The following is a 19293-nucleotide window of genomic DNA, read 5'->3' as shown; positions in this document are numbered from 1 at the left end:
GAGCGTCCTCCACACCCCTGTGTGTTCTGAAAAGACGAAGAGGTAAGTGGCATGAAAGCAATCAGGATTGAGCAATTTGGCGGCCCCGAGGTCATGCACGTGCGCGAGGTCGAGGTGCCGGAACCCAAGGCGGGTGAGGTGCTGGTCAGGAATGTCTTTGTGGGTATCAACCCCGTGGACTACAAGATTCGCGAGGGTCAGTACCCGCAGGTCAAGCAGGACAAATTGCCGCTGACGTTGGGCCGGGAAGTTGCCGGGGTGGTCGACAAGGTCGGCCAAGGCGTCAGTGGTTTCAAGCCAGGCGACCGCGTGTTTGCCATGATCGGTGCCGACGGCGGTTATGCCGAGTACTCGCGGGTGCCGGCCGAACATCTGGCGCTGATCCCTGAAGGCCTTGATTGGCCGTCTGCCGCCGGCGTGCCGCTGGCCGGGCACACTGCCTGGCAGGCCTTGGTCGAGCACGGCCAGGTCGAGCAAGGGCAGAAGGTGTTGATCCATGGAGGCACCGGTGGCGTCGGCCATTTCGCGGTGCAATTCGCCAAGGTCAAAGGCGCCCAAGTGTATGCCACCGCATCCACTGACAGCCTGCCGTTCCTGCGCGAGCTGGGCGTCGACCGCGCCATTGATTACAAGACCGAACGGTTCGAGGACATCTGCAAGGACTTCGACCTGGTCATCGATTTGATCGGCGGCGACACCCAGGCGCGTTCATGGCAGGTGCTTGGCGAGGGCGGGCGATTGGTCTCGACCCTGACCATGCCCGATGCGCACCATCCCCAGGCGGCGGGCAAGACCGGCACACGGTTCACCGCCGACCCGCGGGGTGAGGAACTGGCCGAGATCGCCGGGCTGATCGCGGCGGGCAATGTGCAGGTGTATGTGGCCAAGACCTTTGAACTGGAGGAGGCCAAGCAGGCGCTGGACTTCCTTGCCGACGGACACGTGCACGGCAAAGTTGTATTGCACGTCAGCGAATGAGGAGGCGGTATGAGCGAGCATTCAAAACCCAGCCCAGGCACCCATGCCGGGCAAAAAGTACGCCCTGAAACGGCCAAGCGAAACGACAAATCGGAAAACCCGAATGTCGATCGCCCTTGGGAAGCCGAGCGGGGTGGCGTTGCCCCTGGCGGGCCTTCGAAAGACCCGGAGTCAGGGGCGTGACAGCGCGCTGATGTACCAGCCCTGTTTTTGACAGGGCTGGCCGTTCATGTTCGCTTCGCGCGCTTGATGCGCATCCACTCTCGATACGCAGCAGTACGTTGTGCGTCTGCGAGCTTCTTGGCCTCGGTAAAGCGTGCCCAGGTTGCTGCATCGCCGCTGTAGGCCTCGATGATTTGATAGGCCAGCGTGTCCAGCCGATCAGCTTCGAAGAACATCTGGGTATTTTGCACCATGACTTCATCCCAGGCTTGCCCGGATGTGTGTTTGAGTAATTGACTGGTCATTGCGTGAGAGCCTCCGTCCACTGGATCGCTGCCGCGCCGCTCCAACGCACCTCAGTGATGCCGTATTTTTCTGCCATCGGTTTAGAGACGCGTTTGAGTTTTTGCTGGCCAAATTTGGGTATGACCGCGACGCCGGCATCGCAACTGGCCCAATGCCAGGCCTCGACGTTATCCATGCGTGGCGCCCGCACGATGAACGACCTGCGCTCACCGTGCAGGAGATAGTTGATAGTGAATAGTTCGTTGGGTTTCATGAGGCCTCCCTATGCTCATGAACTACAGATATTTGGCGTCAAAAAAAATTCAAATAAATTGTCCGACAATTCGATGAGCAACACGGCAGGGCCGAATTGATCAGTCGTCCACCGTGAATGTCACCCAGCCTGGACCGCCATTGGGACGTTCCAGTTCTGCAATCACACCGCTCACGGAGGAACCGTCAGGCAAGTTGACCGCCACAAAGTTAGGGTTGCCGGGCCAGTCGAGCGGGGTCTCGAAGCTCAACCGCGCAAGGGTGGGTTTGCCGCTGCTGGTCAAATGGATCGAGATTGACGTGTTCAAGCGTTCGTCTGATTGCGTTCCCAGGTGCCGGGAGGCGGTAATCACACTGGCAATACCTTGGTAATCGTAAGACATGCTGGGTCACCTCATTTTATGGGCACAGTTGCTGTTCGCCCGTGGCATCGAGTTCGTCGTACACATATGCCTGGCCTTCCAATGATCCGAGCGCCTTTATCAGCTCGCAGCCCGGGCAGTATTTTCCATCGAAAGTCCTCCATGTACGTGTCTTGCGATAGAGACGGCGGGGCAAATGATCGTTCAATCGGAATGACCGAAAGGTACTGTCAGTGGGTGTGGGGCGTCGCGGTCGGGTCGGTGATCTGAATGACAGTGCCCTGACGCCACGCATCCGCGCCTGGCGCAATGGGCGGTGCGACGATGTCTGCGCGTGCCTGTTTTTTCTGCGCGCTGTCGATCCCCATCCGCTGGTCCCGTTCAGCGACCATGTGTGCATCCGCCTGGCCGTCGGCGGTGAACCCCATCATCAGTTGAGGTACGCCCAAGGGCAGGCGTTTGTTGAGGTCGGTATGCCAGGTGTGCCAGGTTTTGCCATAGGTATGCACCAGTTTTTCCATCAGCGCATGCTCGGCTACCGCAGGAATGCCTGGAGCAACCAACTGACCCGATTTCACTTCATGCACGTGGCTGTGCCACAACGCTTTCTCCGGCGGGGGCAGGCCTTTGAACAGCTGCTCACTGATGATGTATTCCACACCCATCAGCTTGGCGTCCTTGCGGTTGCCGTCATAGATCACGCACTGGATCACCTCTTCATTGAGAATCGCGCAGTAATGATGAGCTTCCATTTGCACGTCGGGGTGGCCGTTGTAGAAGTGGAAACCATCCAGGTAGGCGTTCAGTGCGTCTATCGGCGGGCGCGACTGCAGCAGGGCGGCGCCGGCCTCCAGTGTTTGTGTGCTTGCGGTTTCAGGCTCGCCGGGTGCTTCGACGTTTGAAGGTGAGGTGTTGCCTGCGCATGCGCAGAGCAGCGCAAGGGACGTGGCCAGGGACAGTGAGGCGGCGGCGCGGTAGGTTGCGGTGTCAATCATCGTAGGTTCCTTCCTGTTGCTGTCATGGTCGTGAAACGGGTGGCAGCAAGGCACGGTCAGGGGCGTGTGGCTGGATGGCCGACCCATAGGCTGCGGTAAATCTCGTGGTCTCCCTTCACGGGACTTTGATCAGGAAACGGCAGCTGTTTGATGCTCGCCAGTTGCGCCTGGGTGGGCGCTTCGCGACAGATATCCGCGTGCTGGCCCGGCGGGTAGGCGCCTACCACCAGGAAGTCTTCGCTGGCGCTGATATTGCGGTGCCCGGTCCCGACAGGCAGCAGCAGGACATCCCCCGCGCGCACCTCCACGACGTGCCCGTTTGGGCCGCCCAGCATCAATTGGGCATGGCCCGTCGCAACGCCCAGTACCTCATGCCCCTGGGTATGGTAGTGGTGATAGTCATAGACGCGACTGCGCCATTTAGGTGGCCAGCCTTGCGCGCTGAACATCTCCTCAAATCGCACGGCCAGGTCACCGAGTTGCGGCGAAAGTACCTGAGTGAAAACGAGCACAGGGAGGTCCGGGTTATTCGGCACGGGGTAATTTGGCTCGAACATCAGGGACGTCTGCGCCGGTGAATCAGCCGGTAAAACAGTCATGAAAAAACTCCGATTGAGCGTGTTGCCATGCAATCAAGGCGGGTCATCCGGCTTGCTCGAGCATCACGGTGGCTGCGATTGAGCCTGTATGCGTGCCACGCACAGGCCTTCTCATACACAGTGGGAGGCGAGGGACGAGGTAAAGTTTGAACATTCTGCAAACGCTTCGACGAATGGCGTACGCCTGATTCGATCAACGCCTGCGCTACGGATGCTGAACGTTTTTTTTAAAGCCGCGCCGGTTCATCCAATCGAGGCAGAGCTGTTCGGACTTTTTGAACAGTTGCGAGGATTACCGCTCGTCAGACTGGAAGCGGATTTCTTGAACATACGATTTCTTCTCCCGGACAGATAAAACATGTGCTGACGAAAATTTCCTTTCGTCCTGCCTCTGGGAGAACGCAATGAAAGCCATCGTTTACAACGGCCCTCGTGACGTCAGTGTGCAAAATGTACCGGACGCCAAAATCGAAAAGCCCACCGATGTGTTGGTGCGCGTAACCACCACCAATATTTGCGGATCTGATCTGCACATGTACGAAGGCCGGACCTCGTTTGAAACCGGCAGGGTTTTTGGCCACGAAAATCTGGGCGAGGTGATTGAAGTAGGGGTAGGGGTTGATCGGGTCAAGGTAGGCGACCGAGTTTGCTTGCCGTTCAACATCGGCTGCGGTTTTTGTGAAAATTGTGAAAAAGGCCTGACCGGCTTTTGCCTGACCGCGAACCCTGGCAGTGCCGGTGCCGCCTATGGGTTTGCCGACATGGGCCCCTACCAGGGTGGGCAGGCTGAACTGCTTCGAGTGCCGTACGCCGACTTCAATTGCCTGGTGTTGCCCGAGGACGCGCAAGAGCGTGAAGAAGACTATGTGATGCTCTCGGACATCTTTCCGACGGGTTGGCATGCGACCGAGTTGGCCGGCCTGCTGCCTGGCGAAAGCATCGCGATCTACGGTGCCGGGCCGGTGGGGTTGATGGCAGCCCATTCAGCCATGATCAAGGGCGCGTCCCAGGTGTTTGTGGTCGATAACCATCCTGACCGTTTGAAGCTGGCCGCCCAGATGGGCGCCACGCCCATCAACTCGCTCGAGAAGGAAGCAGTGGATCAAATATTGAATCTTACCCATGGCAAAGGCACCGATCGCGGCTGTGAGTGTGTGGGTTACCAATGCTGCGATCGCCACGGTCACGAAGCCAATCACCTGACCATGAACAACCTGGTCGCTTCAACCAAAGCCACGGGCGGGATCGGTGTTGTCGGCGTGTTCGTACCGCAGGATCCAGGTGCAAAAAATGAGCTGGCGAAGGAGGGCAAGATGGCCTTCGACTTTGGCGCCTTTTGGTTCAAGGGCCAGCAAATCCGCACCGGCCAGGCCAATGTCAAGGTCTACAACCGACGCCTGGCGGAGCTTATTCACCACGATCGGGCACATCCGTCGCAAATCATTTCCCATCGCCTGAAACTGGCTGAAGGGCCTGACGCATACCAGCACTTCGACGCCCGTGAAGAGGGCTGGACCAAAGTTGTGCTCAAACCCGGCGCATGACCGGGAATTCACCTGTGAAATGTCCGCTGGCTGGCGGGCCTCGTCTTCAAGGAGAGTCATGATGAAAAAGCTCTATACCTGCCTCGGCTTTTGCAGCCTGCTACTGCTGCATGGCTGTTTCGACAGTTCCGACAATACAACCAAGAACAATACCGAAGGCACCAAGTCTTCCGTGCAAATGCAGGAGGGGCACTCGCAGGAAAGCCAGTAGTGGGTGAACACTGACTAAGGTAAGTCGGGTAAAACTGAAAGGGCGGGAATTTCAATGAATTGTCTGATTTGCGTGGGCATTGCAGAACGCATTCCGTGCGGTGGCCCATGGGAGGAAAGGGACTGCCCCGAGTGTGGACGCTACCGTATTTCAGATGCGCTGATTTTGGCCTTGATGGACCAAGGCCAGATTTTTGACATTGCCAGAACCAGGGTATGGCTGAGTAGCCGGCGTGAAGGCGGTGCGGTGCCGGTGATTGAGGTCAATCAAGCGTTGTTGGTCAGGTAGCCGTTCACGTTGACGAACCTGCTTGAACCGGCCGCCCGTTTGGTTGCCCCTGGTATCAATGGACTGCAGAAGATCGGGAAACCGGGGCGCTGTCATACCGGGAGATGGCCTTGACCCAGAAACGACGGTATTTGGTCTGGTCTGGGGCGAGTGGCGTCTGGGTGGACCAGGCGTGGCCACGTTCCAGGGTGGCATGGTAGGCCTCCCACTCTTTCGTTTCGGCCACTTCCCGGGCCGTTTTCTCATTAGCGAACCAGCCGAGTATGTAGACTTCACCCTGGTCCATACCGTGCTCGACCAGTAGATAGATTTCTTTCATATGCTTGAACCCGCTACACCCTGTCTTGAAGGCTCAACGATGAAGTATTCGCGCGGCAGCCCGCAAGCACTTCCTGTCGTTGAGTTCTATTGACCCGCATCACGGCGCTGTGCTCAAGCTGTGCCACGGCACGCTGCGTAAAGGCTAAATTGACGTGGTGGCCCCCTTTGTATTCTGCCTGGAGCAGGGCGCCTGCACCGGTTCCCCACCACAGCGGCTCTAGCAGTACCCTGCGGGCAAATGCCAGGCAAAGAAAAGCCCGCGATGGGGAGCGCGGGCTTAAAGGTTTTCACCAGGAGCTGCAATGACCTTAGGCGCCCGTGTGTGAAAGCGGCGTGAAAACCCAGGGCATGGCTGCACCCAATTCAATAAGCCCCCGCTGCCGCCTTTGCGCCGCTGACGATGGCGATGCCGGAGCTGCTGCCAAGCCGGGTGGCACCGGCTTCAATCATCGCCTTGGCCGTTTCCAGGTCGCGCACGCCGCCCGAAGCTTTCACGCCGATCTGCGCGCCTACCACGGCGCGCATCAGGCGCACATCCGCCAACGTCGCGCCGCCATGACCGAAACCGGTGGAGGTTTTGACGAATGCTACGTTCAGCTCACGGCACAGGGTGCAGGCAGTGGTTTTTTGCGAATCATCGAGCAGCCCGGTTTCGAGAATGACTTTAAGCGGCACTGCCCCGCAGGCAGCCAGCACCTGGGCAATATCGTCGCGTACCTGATCCAGCAGGCCGTCCTTCAGCCAGCCAATGTTCAGCACCATGTCGACCTCGCCGGCACCGGCCTCGATCGCAAGTTTGGCTTCATACGCCTTGGCCGCGCTCAAGCCCGCACCCAAGGGGAAACCCACCACAGCGCACACCAGCGCAGCCGCGCCGCGCAGGCATTCGGCAGCCAGCGGCACATTGGCACTGTTGACGCACACGGTCTTGAAGCCATGCTCACGGGCCTCGTCGCACAGTTGGCGAATGCTCGCCTGGGAAGCATCGGCGGCCAGCAGGGTGTGGTCGATATAGGCCGCGAGCGGCAACGGGTTAGTCGGCATGGCAAGTGTCCTGTAAGGATGAGGTGCTGGGAAAAGCCGGTTTGTGTTAAGTTGGATGCATTAAATGTGAAATAAATAACATTGTAAATGGAATTTGTGACTGTCCTGATCAAGGGCGCGCATTCAACGAGGGTTGGAACGCAGTGGATTCAAAGAAAAGCGAAAGATTTCGGGCCATGCACAAGGCCTTGCAGGGCGAGTCGGCGATTCACCTGCGTGACATGGCTGCGGTGCTCGGCGTGTCGGAAATGACCTTGCGTCGCGACCTGGCAGACAATCCCCAGGGCCTGCGTTTGCTCGGTGGGCACGTAACCCGTAGCGGCCCGCCGGAGCCCGATTACCAGGTCGCCGAACAAGACCAACGCCACGTTGCCGAGAAGCGCCAGATCGGCGCACTGGCCGCCAGCCTGGTGCGGCCCGGCGACACGGTGTTTATTGATTGCGGCACCACCACGCCGTTCATTATCGAGGCGTTGCCGGATGACCTGGAGTTCACCGCGCTGTGCAATTCCCTCAACGTGCTGCTCAAGCTCCAGCAAAAGCCCCACTGCACCATCATCCTCTGCGGTGGCACCTTCCACCGGCGCAACATGGTGTTCGAGAGCCATGCCGAGGCGGGCATCCTCGACGGCATCCGCGTTGCGTGGGCGTTTATTTCGGCGGCCGGCGTCAGCGCGGCGCATGGGGTGACGTGCTACAACCTCAACGAAGTGGAGGTCAAGCGGCGGGTCATGGCGCGGGCGCAAACCTGTGTGCTGGTGGCCGACCACAGCAAATTCGACGAGGTGCGTGCCGCGCACTTCGCCGAGCTGTCGGACTTCCAGCGCGTGATCAGCGACCCCGGCCTTGAGGCGGCGCAACAGCAGGTGATCAAGGACAGCGGGGCGATCCTGCTGATTTGAGCCTTTACACGCTTGTGATTTTTATTTCATTTGTTTGGAATTTAACAAATTAGCCTTGACACCCTCGGGAGCAAGGCATAGTTTTTCAAATGTGATCGCGGTTCACATTTGTGAGCGTGGCCTCCCTGAAGGTCGCGCCCGAATCCTGACAACAATAAAAATAGGAATCACCATGCTCCAGATAGCCCGTAAACCTGTTCATGTGCTGGCCCTTGCACTGGCTGTCGCGGCCTCGGCGCTGGCGCTGAACGTCCAGGCCAAGGATCTGAAGATCGGTTTCAGCCAGGTCACCCTGCAATCTCCCTTCTATGTACAGCTGCGCGATGGCGCCAAGGCCGCAGCGGCCAAGGGCGGCGACGAGCTGATCTTCCTCGACGCCAACGGCGATATCAGCAAGCAGAACAACGACATCCAGGACCTGCTGACCCGCAAGGTCGACATCCTCATCATCAATGCCGTGAACCCCGACGCCGTGGGCGCCGCCCTCGACGCCGCCAAACGCGCCAAGGTGCCGGTGATTGCTGTCGACCGCGCAATCAACGCGCCGGTGGCCACCACCATCGGCCGTAACAATGCCGAGATGGGCGAGCTGTCCGGCAAGGCCCTGCTCGCCGCCCTTAAACAGCGCGGCGTGACCAAGGGCAAGATCATCGAGATCCAGGGCGACGCCGGCGGCACGGTGATGAAAGAACGTCGCAAGGGCTTTCACACCGCCCTGGCCGGTACCGACTTCAAGATCATCGACGGCCCCTACAGCGAGTACATGCGCGCCAACGCGGTCACGGCGATGCAGGATTTGCTGCAAGCGCACCCCGACCTCAAGGCGGTGATCGCGCATAACGACGACATGTCCATGGGCGCGCTGCAAGTGCTTACCGAAAGCGGCAAGAAAGACGTGCTCGTGGCCGGGATCGACGGCTTGTCCGAGGCCTTGAATGCGATCCAGAACGGCGATCAATACGTGGCCACTGCCCTCAACGACCCACGCTACCTGGGCGAGGTCGCGATTGAAGCGGCGCGCGCACTGGCCGCCGGAAAATCAGTGCCCAGCTTTGTCGACGCCGGTACCCAAGTGGTGACCAAGGCCAACGCGGCCGAGGTCAAGCATGACTCTACCTTCGGCGAATACCGCCCTGGCGCGCTCTAAGGGTCCTGCGCCGCCACCCTATGGATTTTTGCTGGCGCCTCTTGCAGGAGGTGCCCGTTCGAACGCACTCGCCACTCAACAGAGGAATTCACTGTGAAAGCTGCCGTCATGTACCAACCGGGCGATATCCGGGTCGAAGATGTTCCAAAACCTGCGGTCAAGGCCGGCCATGCGCTGGTCCGGGTCGCGGCCTGCGGCGTATGCGGCTCGGATATCCCGCGCATGTTGAGCAAGGGCGCCCACGTGATGCCGCTGATTTGCGGCCATGAATTTGCAGGTTTCATCGAAGAGATCGGCAGCGGCGTCGAAGGCTATGCCATCGGCGAACTGGTGACCGTGCCGCCGATGATCCCGGACGTCAGCAGCGACCAATATGCCCGTGGTTTTCCGTCCCGCTCGGAGCGCTACGACTACTTCGGCAGCCGCCGCGATGGCGCGTATGCCGAGTACGTCAACGTGCCGTTGAGCAACCTGATCAAGGTGCCGCAAGGCATGGACCCAATTGCCGCGTCCCTGGTGGACCCGGCGGCGATTGCCCTGCATGCGATCTGGAAAGCCGACTTCAAGGCCGGGCAGAGCGGGGCGGTGGTGGGTTGCGGGCCGATCGGCCTGTTTGCGATTCAATGGCTGCGGATCATGGGCGCCAAGGACATCGTCGCCATCGACATCGCCGAAGAAAAACTCGCCATGGCCCGCGAAGCCGGGGCTACCCATACCTTGCTCAGCGGCGCGGCGGATGCCGAGTTGCCGCGTTGCCAACTGGTGATTGAAGCAGCAGGCCACCCAAGCTCGATCAACCAGGCCGTGCAACTGACCAAGGCTGGCGGGCACGTGGTGTTTATCGGTATTCCCACCAGCGATGTGGCCCTCAGCACCGCGACGTTCTCGCACTTCCTGCGCCAGGAAATCTCCTTGCATGGCGCCTGGAACTCGTTCTCGGCACCGTTCCCGGGCGACGAGTGGACCGCCTCCATCGACAAGCTGGCTTCCGGTGAATTGCAGTGGCAGTTCATGATTACCCACGACTTGCCGCTGGATGAACTGCCGGCGATGTTCAAGCGCTATGCCGATCGCAGTGAAGTGGCGGCCAAGGTGATTTTCCGTCCCTGAGCCAAGGCTTTTTGCTGTGTGTCGTCAAGCCCGACAGCACTGAGCGTTGCTGGCGGGCTTAAAACAAAAAGCGTCGTCGTGACAAGACGCAGGAGGACTACCGATGACCTTGTTGTTGGGACTGGATTTTGGAACAGGTGGGGTGCGGGCCGGGTTGTATGACCTGCACAGCCACAAATTGGTGCACGTCGCCGAGGCGCCGTATACCACGCAATACCCGCAGTTAGGCTGGGCCGAGCAGGCCCCGGCGGATTGGTGGTCGGCGCTGGGCAAGGCCTGCCGGCAGTTGATGGCCCAGGCCGGGCACCCGCAGGTGGCGGCGGTGTGCGTTGCTACCACGGCCTCCACGGTGGTGGTCGCCCAGGCGGACGGCCAACCGCTGGCTCCGGCGCTGTTATGGATGGATTGCCGCGCCGCTGCCGAGTCGGCGCGCACCGCCCACGTCAGCCACCCGATGATGAACCAGGGCGGTGACGCGGTGGAATGGCTGGTGCCCAAGGCCATGTGGCTGGCCGAGCACGCGCCCCAGGTTTACCAGCGCGCCGAGCGGATTTGCGAGGCGGTGGACTGGATCAACTTTCAGCTGACAGGGCGCTGGGTAGCTTCCCAATTGAATGCCAGCTGCAAGTGGAACTACGACACCTTGCAGCAGCGCTTTCCGGTGGAGCTGTACGCCGAACTGGGCGTGCCGGAACTGGCGCAAAAGCTGCCTCAGGAAGTGATCAAGGTCGGTGGCCGGATCGGTCCATTGAGCGCCGATGCCGCCAGCCATTTGGGCCTTGGCCGCGACACCCTGGTGGCCCAGGGCGGCATCGACGCACACATGGCAATGCTCAGTGCCGGCACCACCGGCGCGGGCGAGTTGTTATTCATCGGCGGTACCTCGGTGGTGCAGTTGATGCACACCCCGCAACGCATCGACGTGCCGGGCATTTGGGGGCCGTACCCCGGCGCGTTGCTTGACGGCCAATGGCTGATGGAAGGCGGGCAAGTGTCCGCCGGCTCGATCCTCAACTGGCTGGCGCAAAAGATGTTCGGCCTCGACGATGCCGGGCACCAACGCCTGATTCGCCAGGCTGGCGAACTGCAGCCCGGCTCCACCGGCTTGCTGGTGCTTGATTACTGGATGGGCAACCGCACGCCGTACCGTTCACCGGACATGCGCGGGGCGATCATGGGCCTGTCGCTGAACCATGACCGGCACGATCTGTACCGCGCCTCGGTGGAAGCGATTGCCCTGGGTTCGGCGAATATCTTTCACACCTGGCGCTCCGCAGGCATCGAGATCACCCGCGTGGTCGCCGCCGGTGGTTTCCAGAAAAACCCGTTGTGGTTGCAGGCCACGGTGGATGCCACCGGCGTGCCGTTCGAAATGGTGCCCCACGACAACCTCACGCTGATCGGTACAGCGGCCGCTGCGGCCTGTGCCCTGGGCGAGTTCGGCAGCTTGCAGGAAGCGGCGACCGACTTCACCACCATTGGCCGGCTGATCGAGCCCGACCCTTACGCCCACGAGCAATACATCGAGCTGCTGGGCCGTTACCGCGCCGCTACCGACAGTGTGGCGCCCATCAGTTGCAAACCGCCGGCCAATCGCACGCTCGGCGTAAGGCCGGCAGCATGAGTGCCCATCCTGAAGAATCATTTGCCACGCGGTTGTCGGCCGACTCACAACGCGACGACCTGATGGTGCAGGTGGCCAAGCTGTATTACGACCTGGAAAAGACCCAAAGCGATATCTCCCGGGAAACCGGCCTGACCCGCTGGCAAGTCAGCCGCCTGCTGCGTGAGGCGCGGGATTGCGGGGTGGTGCGCATCGATATCGTCGCCCGCTCGGCACGCCTGCCGTCGCTTGAGGTGGCGTTACAACGGCGCTTCGGCCTGCGTGAAGCGCTGGTGCTGGATGTGGAGGACGCTGATACCGCCTTGAACGTGGTCACCCAGGCCGCCGCACGCTACCTGTGTAATTTGCAGCCGATGCCGGCGCTGATCGGCGTGTCGTGGGGCCGCACCCTGACCAAGATGGCCCAGTGGCTGGTACCGCGCTGGAACGAGGGCGTCAACGTGGTGCTGCTGAACGGCGCGATCAATACGCGCTCGATGGGCGAGCCCAGCCATAACGTCGCCGAGCGCTTTGCCCAGGCTGCCCGTGGCCAGGCCACGTTGCTGCCAGTGCCAGCGATTCTCGGGCATGCCCATACCCGCGAAGCGCTGGAGCAGGACCCGGTGATCGCTCAGGTATTGCACCTCGGGCAACAGGCGCCGGTGGCGTGTTTCAGCCTGGGTGAGTTGTCTGATCATTCAGTGCTGATGGAGTCGGGCTACATCGACCGCCCACTGCTGGAAGAGCTTGCGCGCCTGGGCGCCGTCGGCGACATCATGGGCCGCTTTATCGGCATGGATGGCGAGCCGGTGATGCCCGAACTCGACGCCCGCACCCTGGGCCTGCCACTCGCCGCATTGCGCGACAAGGCCTGGTCTATCGCGGTGTGCGTTGGCGCGCAAAAGCACCGCATCGTCCATGCCAGCGTCAAGGCCGGCTACGTCAATGTGCTGGCCACCGACGCGGCGACCGCCCGCTATTTGCTGGAGCAGGATCATGAGTGAATTGGCGCTGGATATCCGTCATGTCAGCAAGCGCTTTCCGCCGAATGTGGTGGCGCTGACCGACGCCTCGCTCGACGTGCGGCCGGGGGAGGTGCACTGCCTGCTCGGGGCCAATGGCGCGGGCAAAAGTACCTTGTTGAAAATCGTCGCCGGCGCTCATCGCCCGGATGGCGGTGAGATGTCGGTAGCGGGCCGGCGTGTGGAGCTGAAAAACCCGCAACAGGCGCGCCAGGCCGGGATCGCGATGATTTACCAGGAACTCGACCTGATCCCGCAGATGACCGTCGAAGAGAACCTGATGCTCGGCTACACGCCGCAGCGTTTCGGGATCATCTCCCGGGGCAAGCGCAGTGCATTGGCCAAGGCCGCACTGTTGCGGGTGGGGGCGAATTTTTCGAGTACCGACCGGGTGGGCAGCCTGTCGATCGCCAATCAACAACTGGCGGCCATCGCCCGCGCGCTGACCTGTGAAGCCCGGCTGGTGGTGATGGATGAGCCGTCGGCGGCGCTGAACGAGACCGAACTGAAGCGAGTGTTCCAGGTGATTCGCGAGATCACTGCGGCCGGGGTGGCGGTGTTGTATGTGAGCCATCGGCTGAATGAAATTCGCGAGATCGGCGATCGGGTCACCGTGCTTCGCGCCGGGCGAACCCTGCAAACCCATGATCTGGCGCAGATCGATGACCAGGCGCTGATCGCCGCGGTAGTCGGCGAACACCGTGACCTGCTGGAGCGCAGCCCGCGTCAGGCACCGCAGGAAAACCTGGCGTTGAACATTCGCCGCTTGCAAGGCGAGCAAGGGCTGGACGTGCAAGGGCTGCAAGTGCGCCAGGGCGAAATCGTCGGGCTTGCCGGGCTTAACGGAGCAGGGCGCAGCACCTTGCTCAAGGCCTTGTTTGGCGTGGGCCGCAACGACAGCGATGTGGAGCTGTTCGGCCAGCCTTATCACCCGCAAACCTCGCGCCAGGCGATTCGCCAGGGTGTCGGGCTGGTGCCGGAAAACCGCAAGACTGAGGGGCTGCTGCTGGACGCGCCGATCTACCGCAACGCCTGCCTGGTGCACACCCGGCACTTGAACTGGTTTTCCCATCGCCAGGCCAAGGACCGCGCCGGCCCGGTGCTGCAACGCTTGCAGACCAAGCTCGACAACCTTGAGCAACCGGTGCGCCAACTCTCCGGCGGCAACCAACAGAAAGTGGTCATGGCCAAGTGGGTGATCGACGGCGCGCGGCTGTTGCTGCTGGACGAGCCCAGCCGTGGCCTGGATGTCGGCGCCAAGGCTGACCTCTATGCCCTGGCCCGCAGCCTGGCGCAAGAAGGCGCTGCGGTGCTGGTTGCCAGCAGCGAGCTGGATGAGTTGTACGTCAATTGCGACCGCATCTGGGTGATGCACGAGGGGCGCAATGCGCTGTGTTTCGACCCTTTGAGCGCCAGCCGCGACCAGATCGACCAGGCCATCCTTATCGGTAAAACGAGTGTAGAACCATGACTATTGCGAGCAATCCAAATCCGGTTTTCGATAAGCCCGTCGCCCTCACAGAGCGTCGCCGCAGTGCGGTGCTGGAGTGGGTGATGCGCTACAACTTCGTGTTCATTTTCCTGTTTGCCGTGGTGGTGGCGACGTTCCTGTCGGACGACTTCCTGACCTTCGGCAACATCGCCAACCTGTTCCAGCAAGGCGCGATTGTGGGGATCATCGCCATCGGCATGACCTTTGTCATTCTCACGGCCAACATCGACCTGTCGGTGGGCAGCCTGTGTGCCTTCGGCGGGATCCTGGTGGCCGTACTCCTGCAACAGCAGGTCAGCGGCTGGTTGGCGGTGCCGGCCACGCTGCTGGTGGGCCTGGCCATTGGCACGGTGATGGGCAGCCTCACGGTGTTTGGCAAAGTGCCGAGCTTTATCATCACCCTGGCCGGGTTGGTGTCACTGCGCGGGGCGACGTTTCTGGCCTCTGACGGTGCGCCGATTGGCGGGCTGCCGGCCAGCTTCACCGCGTTCGGTTCGGCGATGATCGACATCTGGCCCAGCGCCGGTATCGCGTTCCCGGTGCTGGGGCTGATCTTCATCCTGATCACCGTCATCGCCTGGCTGGTGCTGCGCTACACGGTGTTTGGCGAGTATGTGCTGGCCACCGGCGGTAACCTGGAGGCCGCGCGGCTGTCCGGGGTGCCGGTGCGGGCGGTGACGATCGCGGTGTTCGCCATCTGCGGCGGCCTGGCGGCGTTCGCCGGCCTGTTGATGACATCACGCCTGCACGTTGGCCAACCGACCGCTGCCCAGGGCCTGGAACTGGATGCGATTGCCGCCGTGGTACTCGGTGGCACCAGCCTGTTCGGCGGACGCGGCAGTGTGGTAGGCACGGCGGTGGCGGTGATGCTGCTGCAGGTGTTGCGCAATATCTTCAACCTGCTGGGGCTGGGCTCGTTCTACCAGATGGCGATCACCGGGGTGATCATCGTGCTGGCGATTTTGCTCAACCGCTTGATCGACCATTACGCCGGCCGTACCTGAGGACACCTTGATGAACGCACTGCTATCCGCGCCAATCAAGGCGGTGATCTTCGACATGGACGGCCTGCTGCTCGACACCGAAGGCATCTACACCGAAGTCACCCAGTTGATTGCCGACCGCTACGGCCGCACGTTTGACTGGAGCATGAAGCAGAACACCATCGGCCTGGGAGCTTATGAACTGGCCAGCTACATTGTGCAGGCGGTGGGCTTGCCGATGAGCCCGGAGACGTTTTTGCAGGAACGCACGCCGTTGATGAACGCGCGGTTTCCGCAGGCGGCAGCCATGGCCGGGGCCGAGGCGCTGGTGCGGCACTTGTCGGCCCAGGGCATTCCGATTGCGGTGGGCACGAGTTCATCGCGGCATTATTTCGAACTGAAAACCACCTTGCACCGGGAGTGGTTTGCCTTGTTCGACACCATCGTCACTGCGGATGACCCACAGGTGGGCGCTGCCAAACCGGCGCCGGATATCTTCCTGGTGGCCGCCGAGCGGCTGGGGGTGGCGCCTGCAGACTGTCTGGTGTTCGAAGATTCGCCATTCGGTATCACCGCGGCCAAGGCGGCGGGGATGTATGCGGTGGCCATCCCGGACCCGGCGATGCCTCGGGAGAAGTTCCTGCATGCAGATGGTCGGCTGTTGAGCCTGGAGGCGTTTGATTTGCAGGCGTGGGGGTTGCCGGTGCGCTCGGTGGGATCAGCCTTTACCGGGGCAGACGGTGAGACATGACCACCATTGGGATCGCTGCGATGTCAGTACTGAAAGGGATTTCTGCCCGGTGTTCAAACCCGTGGCGTTGATAAAAACGCTGGGCGCTTTCGTTGGTCTTGAGTACTTCGAGCCATAACACCGGTTGCAGGCGGGTACGTGCGAGTTGATGTACATACTCCAGCAACTGCTGCCTGTTTGATAGTGATCATCTTCCCCGCTCCCTGAAGTGCACGCCTGTGCGACGCCCGGTAAATTACACCGCTTTATCCGGGTGTATGGTAGACCGGGCAAACACCTGGATTATCTCTGGAAGAGCGAGGTGACTATGAGCACGCCCATGCTGAACAAGCTGCATCTCAACGGCTACGACATCGTGCAGGTCAACAACGGCCCGTGGCGGGTCTGTACCCAAACTGATCGGCTGGCATCCTTCGGCTCCCGAGAGCAGGCATTAGCGTATGCCGCTGCGCTACCGGGGTACAAGGCGCGGTCGAGGTCTGCTGCCAATCAAGCTTGAACCCTCAATAGCCTCGGTCAGTCCGGGGCTTTTTATTGGGATGTGATTGGGTAATGCATACCTGTGGCGAGGGAGCTTGCTGTGGTGAGGGAGCTTGCTGTGGTGAGGGAGCGTGCTGTGGTGAGGGAGCTTGCTGTGGTGAGGGAGCGTGCTGTGGTGAGGGAGCTTGCTGTGGCGAGGGAGCTTGCTCCCGCTGGAGTGCGCAGCGCTCCCAGTTTTTTTGGGGCCGCTACGCAGCCCAGCGGGAGCAAGCTCCCTCACCACAGCAAGCTCCCTCACCACAGCAAGCCTCCTCGCCACAGCGTGGCCTGCATAGCCTAGACGAATGGCTGGCCGTGGAACCCGCGTGGCAGGCGCTGGCGGCCTGGGAGGTCGGTCAGGCGCTGGGTCCAGGCACTGCGCCAGTCACCGGCAACGTGTTCGGCTTTGGACCTGCGTGCAGCACGCCGGGCGGCGTTGCGTTGGGTACGGCGGGCTTCCTTGAAGACTTCGGTGTTACGGCAGGTGCGGCATTTGACCCGCTTCAGCTCGGTGCTGGAAGGCAGGTTGGTGCCGTGATGACCGCAGGCAAGATGGCCGGCGACCTTGAAGTGAATGACCATGTAAGCGTCTCCTTCTTGAGGGGTGCGTCGCATCGGTAATCTGTGGATGCGCGCGGGCAGGGCGGGCGCCATTGGCTGATTGCACCGCTCTGTCTTTTATGACAGCTCGCTGCCCCATGCGTTCGGTCATGCCGGTTGGCAACCTTGTTGATGACACATCCGCTCGTTTATCCTCCGGGCACACACACAATGTGACTGGAGTGGAAGATGAGCAATCAAGAGTCCCAGGAAGGCGGCTGCCGTTGTGATCGGGTACGGTTTATCGTGACCGAAAAACCGCTGATCACCATGGCGTGTCACTGCACCGGCTGCCAGAAGATGTCGTCCAGTGCATTCTCGTTAAGCGCGTTGATTCCCAGCCACGGATTCACCATCACCCAGGGCAACCCGGTGATCGGCGGGTTGCACGGCGTAGACCGCCATTACTGCTGCCCCCACTGCATGAGCTGGATGTTTTCGCGCCCCAATGGCGTCGAGGATTTAATCAACCTGCGGCCCACCATGTTTGATGATGTCAGTGGCTATGTGCCGTTCATTGAGACCTGGACCAGTGAACAGCTGCCTTGGGCGTCCACCCCGGCGCAGCACAGCTTTGCCCAACTCCCGAAGAGGGAGGATTTCCCTGCACTGATACAGGCGTACGCCGAGTTCAGCGCCGGTTGATCTAGTCCATCAGCGCCAGCAGGTCGGTGTCGCCCACATCGCGCCCGGCCTGCGTCAGCAGTGTTGTCACCTGGCCCCGGTGGTGGGTCTGGTGGTTGAAAAAGTGTATCAGCAGGGCGTGAAAATTCTTGCTCATGGCCGTGCCTGCCATGTTGCGATATTGCAGGGGCTGGTCCAGCTGCGCCTCACTGATCGATTGCGCCCATTCGATGATGATCTGATCGAGCCAGGCGCGATGGGCCGCCAGTTCACGGATGTTGGCGAATGCCAGATGGTCCAGGCGTGGCGGCGACTCCACGGGGCTTAACGGCGCCAGCGCGGCAAACCCCGCCGGATGTTTGGCGAAACGCTTGAGCCAGACGCGGTCACCCAGTGCCAGGTGGTTCAGCGTGCCGAGAATCGACCCGAAGAACGCGCCACGGTCGGTAATCAAATCCTCGTCGCTCAGGCCACCGGCCGCTTCATACACCTTGCGGTTCATCCACTGGTTGTAGCTCGCCATCAAGGCAATCTGCTCGGTACGGGTCACGTGGGCGCTTCCTTGATGGGGTGTCGCGCCATCATAAAGCGCGCCTGCCCGGCGGTCATGGTGTTCTGGCACAGCGCAGCTATTGTTGTTGATCTGGAACTCTGCGCCCTGGGAGGGTGACACCATGAATACCGGCGATCTACTGGAACAACTGCTGCGCGCGGGCCAGGCCTCGACGGGCCAGCAGGGCGGCTCTGCACCGGCGTCTCAGGGCGGGCTTGGTGGTTTGGGCGGGCTGCTCGGCGGTTTGCTGGGCGGCGGCGGTGCCTCGGCTGCAGGCGGTGGCGGCCTCGGCGGTTTGCTCGGCGGCCTGGGTGGCATGCTCGGCGGAACCCGTGCGGCGCCTCAGGGGCGCACAGGCGGTACCAACTACGCGGCGCTGGCGTCGCTGGGAATGATGGCATTCCAGGCGTATCAGGCCTGGCAGCGGCAACAGGCATCGGCGCCGCAGCAGGCGTTGCAGACGGTAGACCAACTGTCTGGGGCGCAAGTTGAAGCGCACAGCCACGCGGTGCTGCGCGCGTTGATCGCAGCGGCGAAGGCGGATGGCGAGATTGATGAGCGCGAGCAGCAGATGATTTCCGCAGAGATCGGCAAGCACACCGATGACCCGCAATTGCAGGAGTGGCTGGATACCGAGGTGGCCAAGCCGCTGAATGCCGCGGATTTTGCCGAGTTCGCCGGGGACCCGGCGGTGGCGTCCGAGGTGTACCTGGTCAGCGTGCTGTTGGTGGATGACCAGCAGGATGCGGAGCGCAATTACCTGGACGAGTTGGCGGGGCAGTTGAAGATTGATCCTGCGTTGCAGGTGCACCTGGAGCAGCAGGCCAAGGGACAGGTTTAAATCACTATTTACGGTCATACCAACCTGTGGCGAGGGAGCTTGCTGTGGCGAGGGAGCTTGCTCCCGCTGGAGTGCGAAGCGCTC

Annotated in this window: 26 protein-coding genes; 16 read left to right on the top strand and 10 right to left on the bottom strand. The window is 61.3% G+C overall.

Annotated features, from left to right (window positions below; genetic code table 11):
* Nucleotides 1-51: 51 nt before the first annotated feature.
* Nucleotides 52-978 (top strand): NADP-dependent oxidoreductase, encoded by a 927-nt coding sequence (locus tag ACZRN6_RS24735; protein ID WP_322144955.1) that lies wholly within the window; start codon nucleotides 52-54, stop codon nucleotides 976-978.
* Between the two features lie 9 nt (nucleotides 979-987).
* Nucleotides 988-1161, top strand: coding sequence for a hypothetical protein (locus ACZRN6_RS24730; protein ID WP_464009076.1), 174 nt, complete (start codon nucleotides 988-990; stop codon nucleotides 1159-1161).
* A 44-nt stretch (nucleotides 1162-1205) separates the two neighbouring features.
* Here ACZRN6_RS24730 and ACZRN6_RS24725 read toward each other — a convergent pair whose 3' ends face one another.
* From ACZRN6_RS24725 to ACZRN6_RS24705, 5 genes are all read right to left on the bottom strand, one after another.
* Nucleotides 1206-1445: a hypothetical protein gene (locus ACZRN6_RS24725; protein ID WP_322144957.1), complete on the bottom strand. Its 240-nt coding sequence runs from the start codon at nucleotides 1443-1445 to the stop codon at nucleotides 1206-1208.
* On the bottom strand, nucleotides 1442-1699 hold the full coding sequence (locus ACZRN6_RS24720) for a DUF6555 family protein (protein ID WP_322144958.1): 258 nt from the start codon (nucleotides 1697-1699) through the stop codon (nucleotides 1442-1444). The genes ACZRN6_RS24725 and ACZRN6_RS24720 overlap by 4 nt, the downstream gene beginning before the upstream one ends.
* A 100-nt stretch (nucleotides 1700-1799) precedes the next feature.
* Complete coding sequence (locus ACZRN6_RS24715; protein WP_322144959.1) at nucleotides 1800-2081, bottom strand: hypothetical protein; 282 nt, start codon at nucleotides 2079-2081, stop codon at nucleotides 1800-1802.
* A gap of 209 nt (nucleotides 2082-2290) precedes the next feature.
* The gene (locus ACZRN6_RS24710; RefSeq protein ID WP_464009075.1) at nucleotides 2291-3055 is read right to left on the bottom strand and encodes an OBAP family protein; all 765 of its coding nucleotides are present in this window, start codon (nucleotides 3053-3055) and stop codon (nucleotides 2291-2293) included.
* 56 nt (nucleotides 3056-3111) lie between these two features.
* Nucleotides 3112-3654: a cupin gene (locus ACZRN6_RS24705; RefSeq protein WP_322144961.1), complete on the bottom strand. Its 543-nt coding sequence runs from the start codon at nucleotides 3652-3654 to the stop codon at nucleotides 3112-3114.
* A gap of 404 nt (nucleotides 3655-4058) precedes the next feature.
* Here ACZRN6_RS24705 and ACZRN6_RS24700 point away from each other — a divergent pair, with 404 nt between their 5' ends.
* From ACZRN6_RS24700 to ACZRN6_RS24690, 3 genes are all read left to right on the top strand, one after another.
* A complete protein-coding gene (locus ACZRN6_RS24700; protein WP_322144962.1) occupies nucleotides 4059-5198 on the top strand; it encodes a glutathione-independent formaldehyde dehydrogenase in 1140 nt (379 codons plus the stop codon).
* 61 nt (nucleotides 5199-5259) lie between these two features.
* Nucleotides 5260-5409 carry a hypothetical protein gene (locus ACZRN6_RS24695; RefSeq protein ID WP_322144963.1) on the top strand — a complete coding sequence of 50 codons (150 nt, stop codon included), beginning with the start codon at nucleotides 5260-5262 and terminating at the stop codon, nucleotides 5407-5409.
* Between the two features lie 54 nt (nucleotides 5410-5463).
* On the top strand, nucleotides 5464-5697 hold the full coding sequence (locus ACZRN6_RS24690) for a hypothetical protein (protein ID WP_464009074.1): 234 nt from the start codon (nucleotides 5464-5466) through the stop codon (nucleotides 5695-5697).
* Nucleotides 5698-5752: 55 nt separating this feature from the next.
* Here the strand turns inward: ACZRN6_RS24690 and ACZRN6_RS24685 are convergent, their stop codons facing one another.
* Nucleotides 5753-6016, bottom strand: coding sequence for a hypothetical protein (locus ACZRN6_RS24685; RefSeq protein WP_322144964.1), 264 nt, complete (start codon nucleotides 6014-6016; stop codon nucleotides 5753-5755).
* A gap of 365 nt (nucleotides 6017-6381) precedes the next feature.
* Nucleotides 6382-7062, bottom strand: coding sequence for a deoxyribose-phosphate aldolase (deoC, locus tag ACZRN6_RS24680; protein ID WP_464009073.1), 681 nt, complete (start codon nucleotides 7060-7062; stop codon nucleotides 6382-6384).
* A gap of 143 nt (nucleotides 7063-7205) precedes the next feature.
* On the opposite strand from deoC, the gene deoR reads away from it, so the two are divergent.
* From deoR to ACZRN6_RS24640, 8 genes are all read left to right on the top strand, one after another.
* A complete protein-coding gene (deoR, locus tag ACZRN6_RS24675; protein WP_322144966.1) occupies nucleotides 7206-7964 on the top strand; it encodes a DNA-binding transcriptional repressor DeoR in 759 nt (252 codons plus the stop codon).
* Nucleotides 7965-8136: 172 nt separating this feature from the next.
* The gene (locus tag ACZRN6_RS24670; RefSeq protein WP_464009072.1) at nucleotides 8137-9111 is read left to right on the top strand and encodes a substrate-binding domain-containing protein; all 975 of its coding nucleotides are present in this window, start codon (nucleotides 8137-8139) and stop codon (nucleotides 9109-9111) included.
* Between the two features lie 93 nt (nucleotides 9112-9204).
* Nucleotides 9205-10221, top strand: coding sequence for a galactitol-1-phosphate 5-dehydrogenase (locus tag ACZRN6_RS24665; protein ID WP_023658808.1), 1017 nt, complete (start codon nucleotides 9205-9207; stop codon nucleotides 10219-10221).
* 103 nt (nucleotides 10222-10324) lie between these two features.
* Nucleotides 10325-11845: an FGGY-family carbohydrate kinase gene (locus ACZRN6_RS24660; protein WP_322144968.1), complete on the top strand. Its 1521-nt coding sequence runs from the start codon at nucleotides 10325-10327 to the stop codon at nucleotides 11843-11845.
* On the top strand, nucleotides 11842-12828 hold the full coding sequence (locus ACZRN6_RS24655; RefSeq protein WP_464009071.1) for a sugar-binding transcriptional regulator: 987 nt from the start codon (nucleotides 11842-11844) through the stop codon (nucleotides 12826-12828). The genes ACZRN6_RS24660 and ACZRN6_RS24655 overlap by 4 nt, the downstream gene beginning before the upstream one ends.
* Nucleotides 12821-14317 carry a sugar ABC transporter ATP-binding protein gene (locus tag ACZRN6_RS24650; protein WP_322144970.1) on the top strand — a complete coding sequence of 499 codons (1497 nt, stop codon included), beginning with the start codon at nucleotides 12821-12823 and terminating at the stop codon, nucleotides 14315-14317. The genes ACZRN6_RS24655 and ACZRN6_RS24650 overlap by 8 nt, the downstream gene beginning before the upstream one ends.
* The gene (locus tag ACZRN6_RS24645) at nucleotides 14314-15342 is read left to right on the top strand and encodes an ABC transporter permease (RefSeq protein WP_322144971.1); all 1029 of its coding nucleotides are present in this window, start codon (nucleotides 14314-14316) and stop codon (nucleotides 15340-15342) included. The genes ACZRN6_RS24650 and ACZRN6_RS24645 overlap by 4 nt, the downstream gene beginning before the upstream one ends.
* 10 nt (nucleotides 15343-15352) lie before the next feature.
* On the top strand, nucleotides 15353-16072 hold the full coding sequence (locus tag ACZRN6_RS24640; RefSeq protein ID WP_464009070.1) for an HAD-IA family hydrolase: 720 nt from the start codon (nucleotides 15353-15355) through the stop codon (nucleotides 16070-16072).
* Here the strand turns inward: ACZRN6_RS24640 and ACZRN6_RS24635 are convergent.
* Nucleotides 16047-16238 (bottom strand): GNAT family N-acetyltransferase, encoded by a 192-nt coding sequence (locus ACZRN6_RS24635; protein WP_323570973.1) that lies wholly within the window; start codon nucleotides 16236-16238, stop codon nucleotides 16047-16049. The genes ACZRN6_RS24640 and ACZRN6_RS24635 overlap by 26 nt on opposite strands.
* A gap of 141 nt (nucleotides 16239-16379) precedes the next feature.
* Here ACZRN6_RS24635 and ACZRN6_RS24630 point away from each other — a divergent pair, with 141 nt between their 5' ends.
* Nucleotides 16380-16571, top strand: a complete 192-nt coding sequence (locus ACZRN6_RS24630; protein ID WP_322144973.1) for a DUF2188 domain-containing protein — start codon at nucleotides 16380-16382, stop codon at nucleotides 16569-16571.
* Nucleotides 16572-16888: 317 nt separating this feature from the next.
* Here ACZRN6_RS24630 and ACZRN6_RS24625 read toward each other — a convergent pair whose 3' ends face one another.
* The gene (locus ACZRN6_RS24625; RefSeq protein ID WP_464009069.1) at nucleotides 16889-17173 is read right to left on the bottom strand and encodes a hypothetical protein; all 285 of its coding nucleotides are present in this window, start codon (nucleotides 17171-17173) and stop codon (nucleotides 16889-16891) included.
* A gap of 207 nt (nucleotides 17174-17380) precedes the next feature.
* On the opposite strand from ACZRN6_RS24625, the gene ACZRN6_RS24620 reads away from it, so the two are divergent.
* Nucleotides 17381-17836 (top strand): GFA family protein, encoded by a 456-nt coding sequence (locus ACZRN6_RS24620; RefSeq protein WP_464009068.1) that lies wholly within the window; start codon nucleotides 17381-17383, stop codon nucleotides 17834-17836.
* 1 nt (nucleotide 17837) lies between these two features.
* On the opposite strand, the gene ACZRN6_RS24615 is transcribed toward ACZRN6_RS24620, so the two are convergent.
* Nucleotides 17838-18365, bottom strand: a complete 528-nt coding sequence (locus ACZRN6_RS24615; RefSeq protein WP_322144976.1) for a DinB family protein — start codon at nucleotides 18363-18365, stop codon at nucleotides 17838-17840.
* A 124-nt stretch (nucleotides 18366-18489) separates the two neighbouring features.
* Here ACZRN6_RS24615 and ACZRN6_RS24610 point away from each other — a divergent pair, with 124 nt between their 5' ends.
* Nucleotides 18490-19209, top strand: a complete 720-nt coding sequence (locus tag ACZRN6_RS24610; protein ID WP_464009067.1) for a tellurite resistance TerB family protein — start codon at nucleotides 18490-18492, stop codon at nucleotides 19207-19209.
* Nucleotides 19210-19293 lie beyond the last annotated feature (84 nt).

The organism is Pseudomonas sp. A125, assembly GCF_055409485.1.
The sequence above is the reverse complement of the archived record's forward strand: the minus strand, read 5'-3'. Positions and strand labels throughout refer to the sequence as shown.

What these genes read in the sequence shown, in the direction of transcription:
- ACZRN6_RS24735 (WP_322144955.1), top strand. Translation starts at nt 52, where the DNA reads ATGAAAGCAATCAGGATTGAGCAATTTGGCGGCCCCGAGGTCATGCAC.
- ACZRN6_RS24730 (WP_464009076.1), top strand. Translation starts at nt 988, where the DNA reads ATGAGCGAGCATTCAAAACCCAGCCCAGGCACCCATGCCGGGCAAAAA.
- ACZRN6_RS24725 (WP_322144957.1), bottom strand. Translation starts at nt 1,445, where the DNA reads ATGACCAGTCAATTACTCAAACACACATCCGGGCAAGCCTGGGATGAA.
- ACZRN6_RS24720 (WP_322144958.1), bottom strand. Translation starts at nt 1,699, where the DNA reads ATGAAACCCAACGAACTATTCACTATCAACTATCTCCTGCACGGTGAG.
- ACZRN6_RS24715 (WP_322144959.1), bottom strand. Translation starts at nt 2,081, where the DNA reads ATGTCTTACGATTACCAAGGTATTGCCAGTGTGATTACCGCCTCCCGG.
- ACZRN6_RS24710 (WP_464009075.1), bottom strand. Translation starts at nt 3,055, where the DNA reads ATGATTGACACCGCAACCTACCGCGCCGCCGCCTCACTGTCCCTGGCC.
- ACZRN6_RS24705 (WP_322144961.1), bottom strand. Translation starts at nt 3,654, where the DNA reads ATGACTGTTTTACCGGCTGATTCACCGGCGCAGACGTCCCTGATGTTC.
- ACZRN6_RS24700 (WP_322144962.1), top strand. Translation starts at nt 4,059, where the DNA reads ATGAAAGCCATCGTTTACAACGGCCCTCGTGACGTCAGTGTGCAAAAT.
- ACZRN6_RS24695 (WP_322144963.1), top strand. Translation starts at nt 5,260, where the DNA reads ATGAAAAAGCTCTATACCTGCCTCGGCTTTTGCAGCCTGCTACTGCTG.
- ACZRN6_RS24690 (WP_464009074.1), top strand. Translation starts at nt 5,464, where the DNA reads ATGAATTGTCTGATTTGCGTGGGCATTGCAGAACGCATTCCGTGCGGT.
- ACZRN6_RS24685 (WP_322144964.1), bottom strand. Translation starts at nt 6,016, where the DNA reads ATGAAAGAAATCTATCTACTGGTCGAGCACGGTATGGACCAGGGTGAA.
- deoC (WP_464009073.1), bottom strand. Translation starts at nt 7,062, where the DNA reads ATGCCGACTAACCCGTTGCCGCTCGCGGCCTATATCGACCACACCCTG.
- ACZRN6_RS24670 (WP_464009072.1), top strand. Translation starts at nt 8,137, where the DNA reads ATGCTCCAGATAGCCCGTAAACCTGTTCATGTGCTGGCCCTTGCACTG.
- ACZRN6_RS24660 (WP_322144968.1), top strand. Translation starts at nt 10,325, where the DNA reads ATGACCTTGTTGTTGGGACTGGATTTTGGAACAGGTGGGGTGCGGGCC.
- ACZRN6_RS24655 (WP_464009071.1), top strand. Translation starts at nt 11,842, where the DNA reads ATGAGTGCCCATCCTGAAGAATCATTTGCCACGCGGTTGTCGGCCGAC.
- ACZRN6_RS24650 (WP_322144970.1), top strand. Translation starts at nt 12,821, where the DNA reads ATGAGTGAATTGGCGCTGGATATCCGTCATGTCAGCAAGCGCTTTCCG.
- ACZRN6_RS24645 (WP_322144971.1), top strand. Translation starts at nt 14,314, where the DNA reads ATGACTATTGCGAGCAATCCAAATCCGGTTTTCGATAAGCCCGTCGCC.
- ACZRN6_RS24640 (WP_464009070.1), top strand. Translation starts at nt 15,353, where the DNA reads ATGAACGCACTGCTATCCGCGCCAATCAAGGCGGTGATCTTCGACATG.
- ACZRN6_RS24630 (WP_322144973.1), top strand. Translation starts at nt 16,380, where the DNA reads ATGAGCACGCCCATGCTGAACAAGCTGCATCTCAACGGCTACGACATC.
- ACZRN6_RS24625 (WP_464009069.1), bottom strand. Translation starts at nt 17,173, where the DNA reads ATGGTCATTCACTTCAAGGTCGCCGGCCATCTTGCCTGCGGTCATCAC.
- ACZRN6_RS24620 (WP_464009068.1), top strand. Translation starts at nt 17,381, where the DNA reads ATGAGCAATCAAGAGTCCCAGGAAGGCGGCTGCCGTTGTGATCGGGTA.
- ACZRN6_RS24610 (WP_464009067.1), top strand. Translation starts at nt 18,490, where the DNA reads ATGAATACCGGCGATCTACTGGAACAACTGCTGCGCGCGGGCCAGGCC.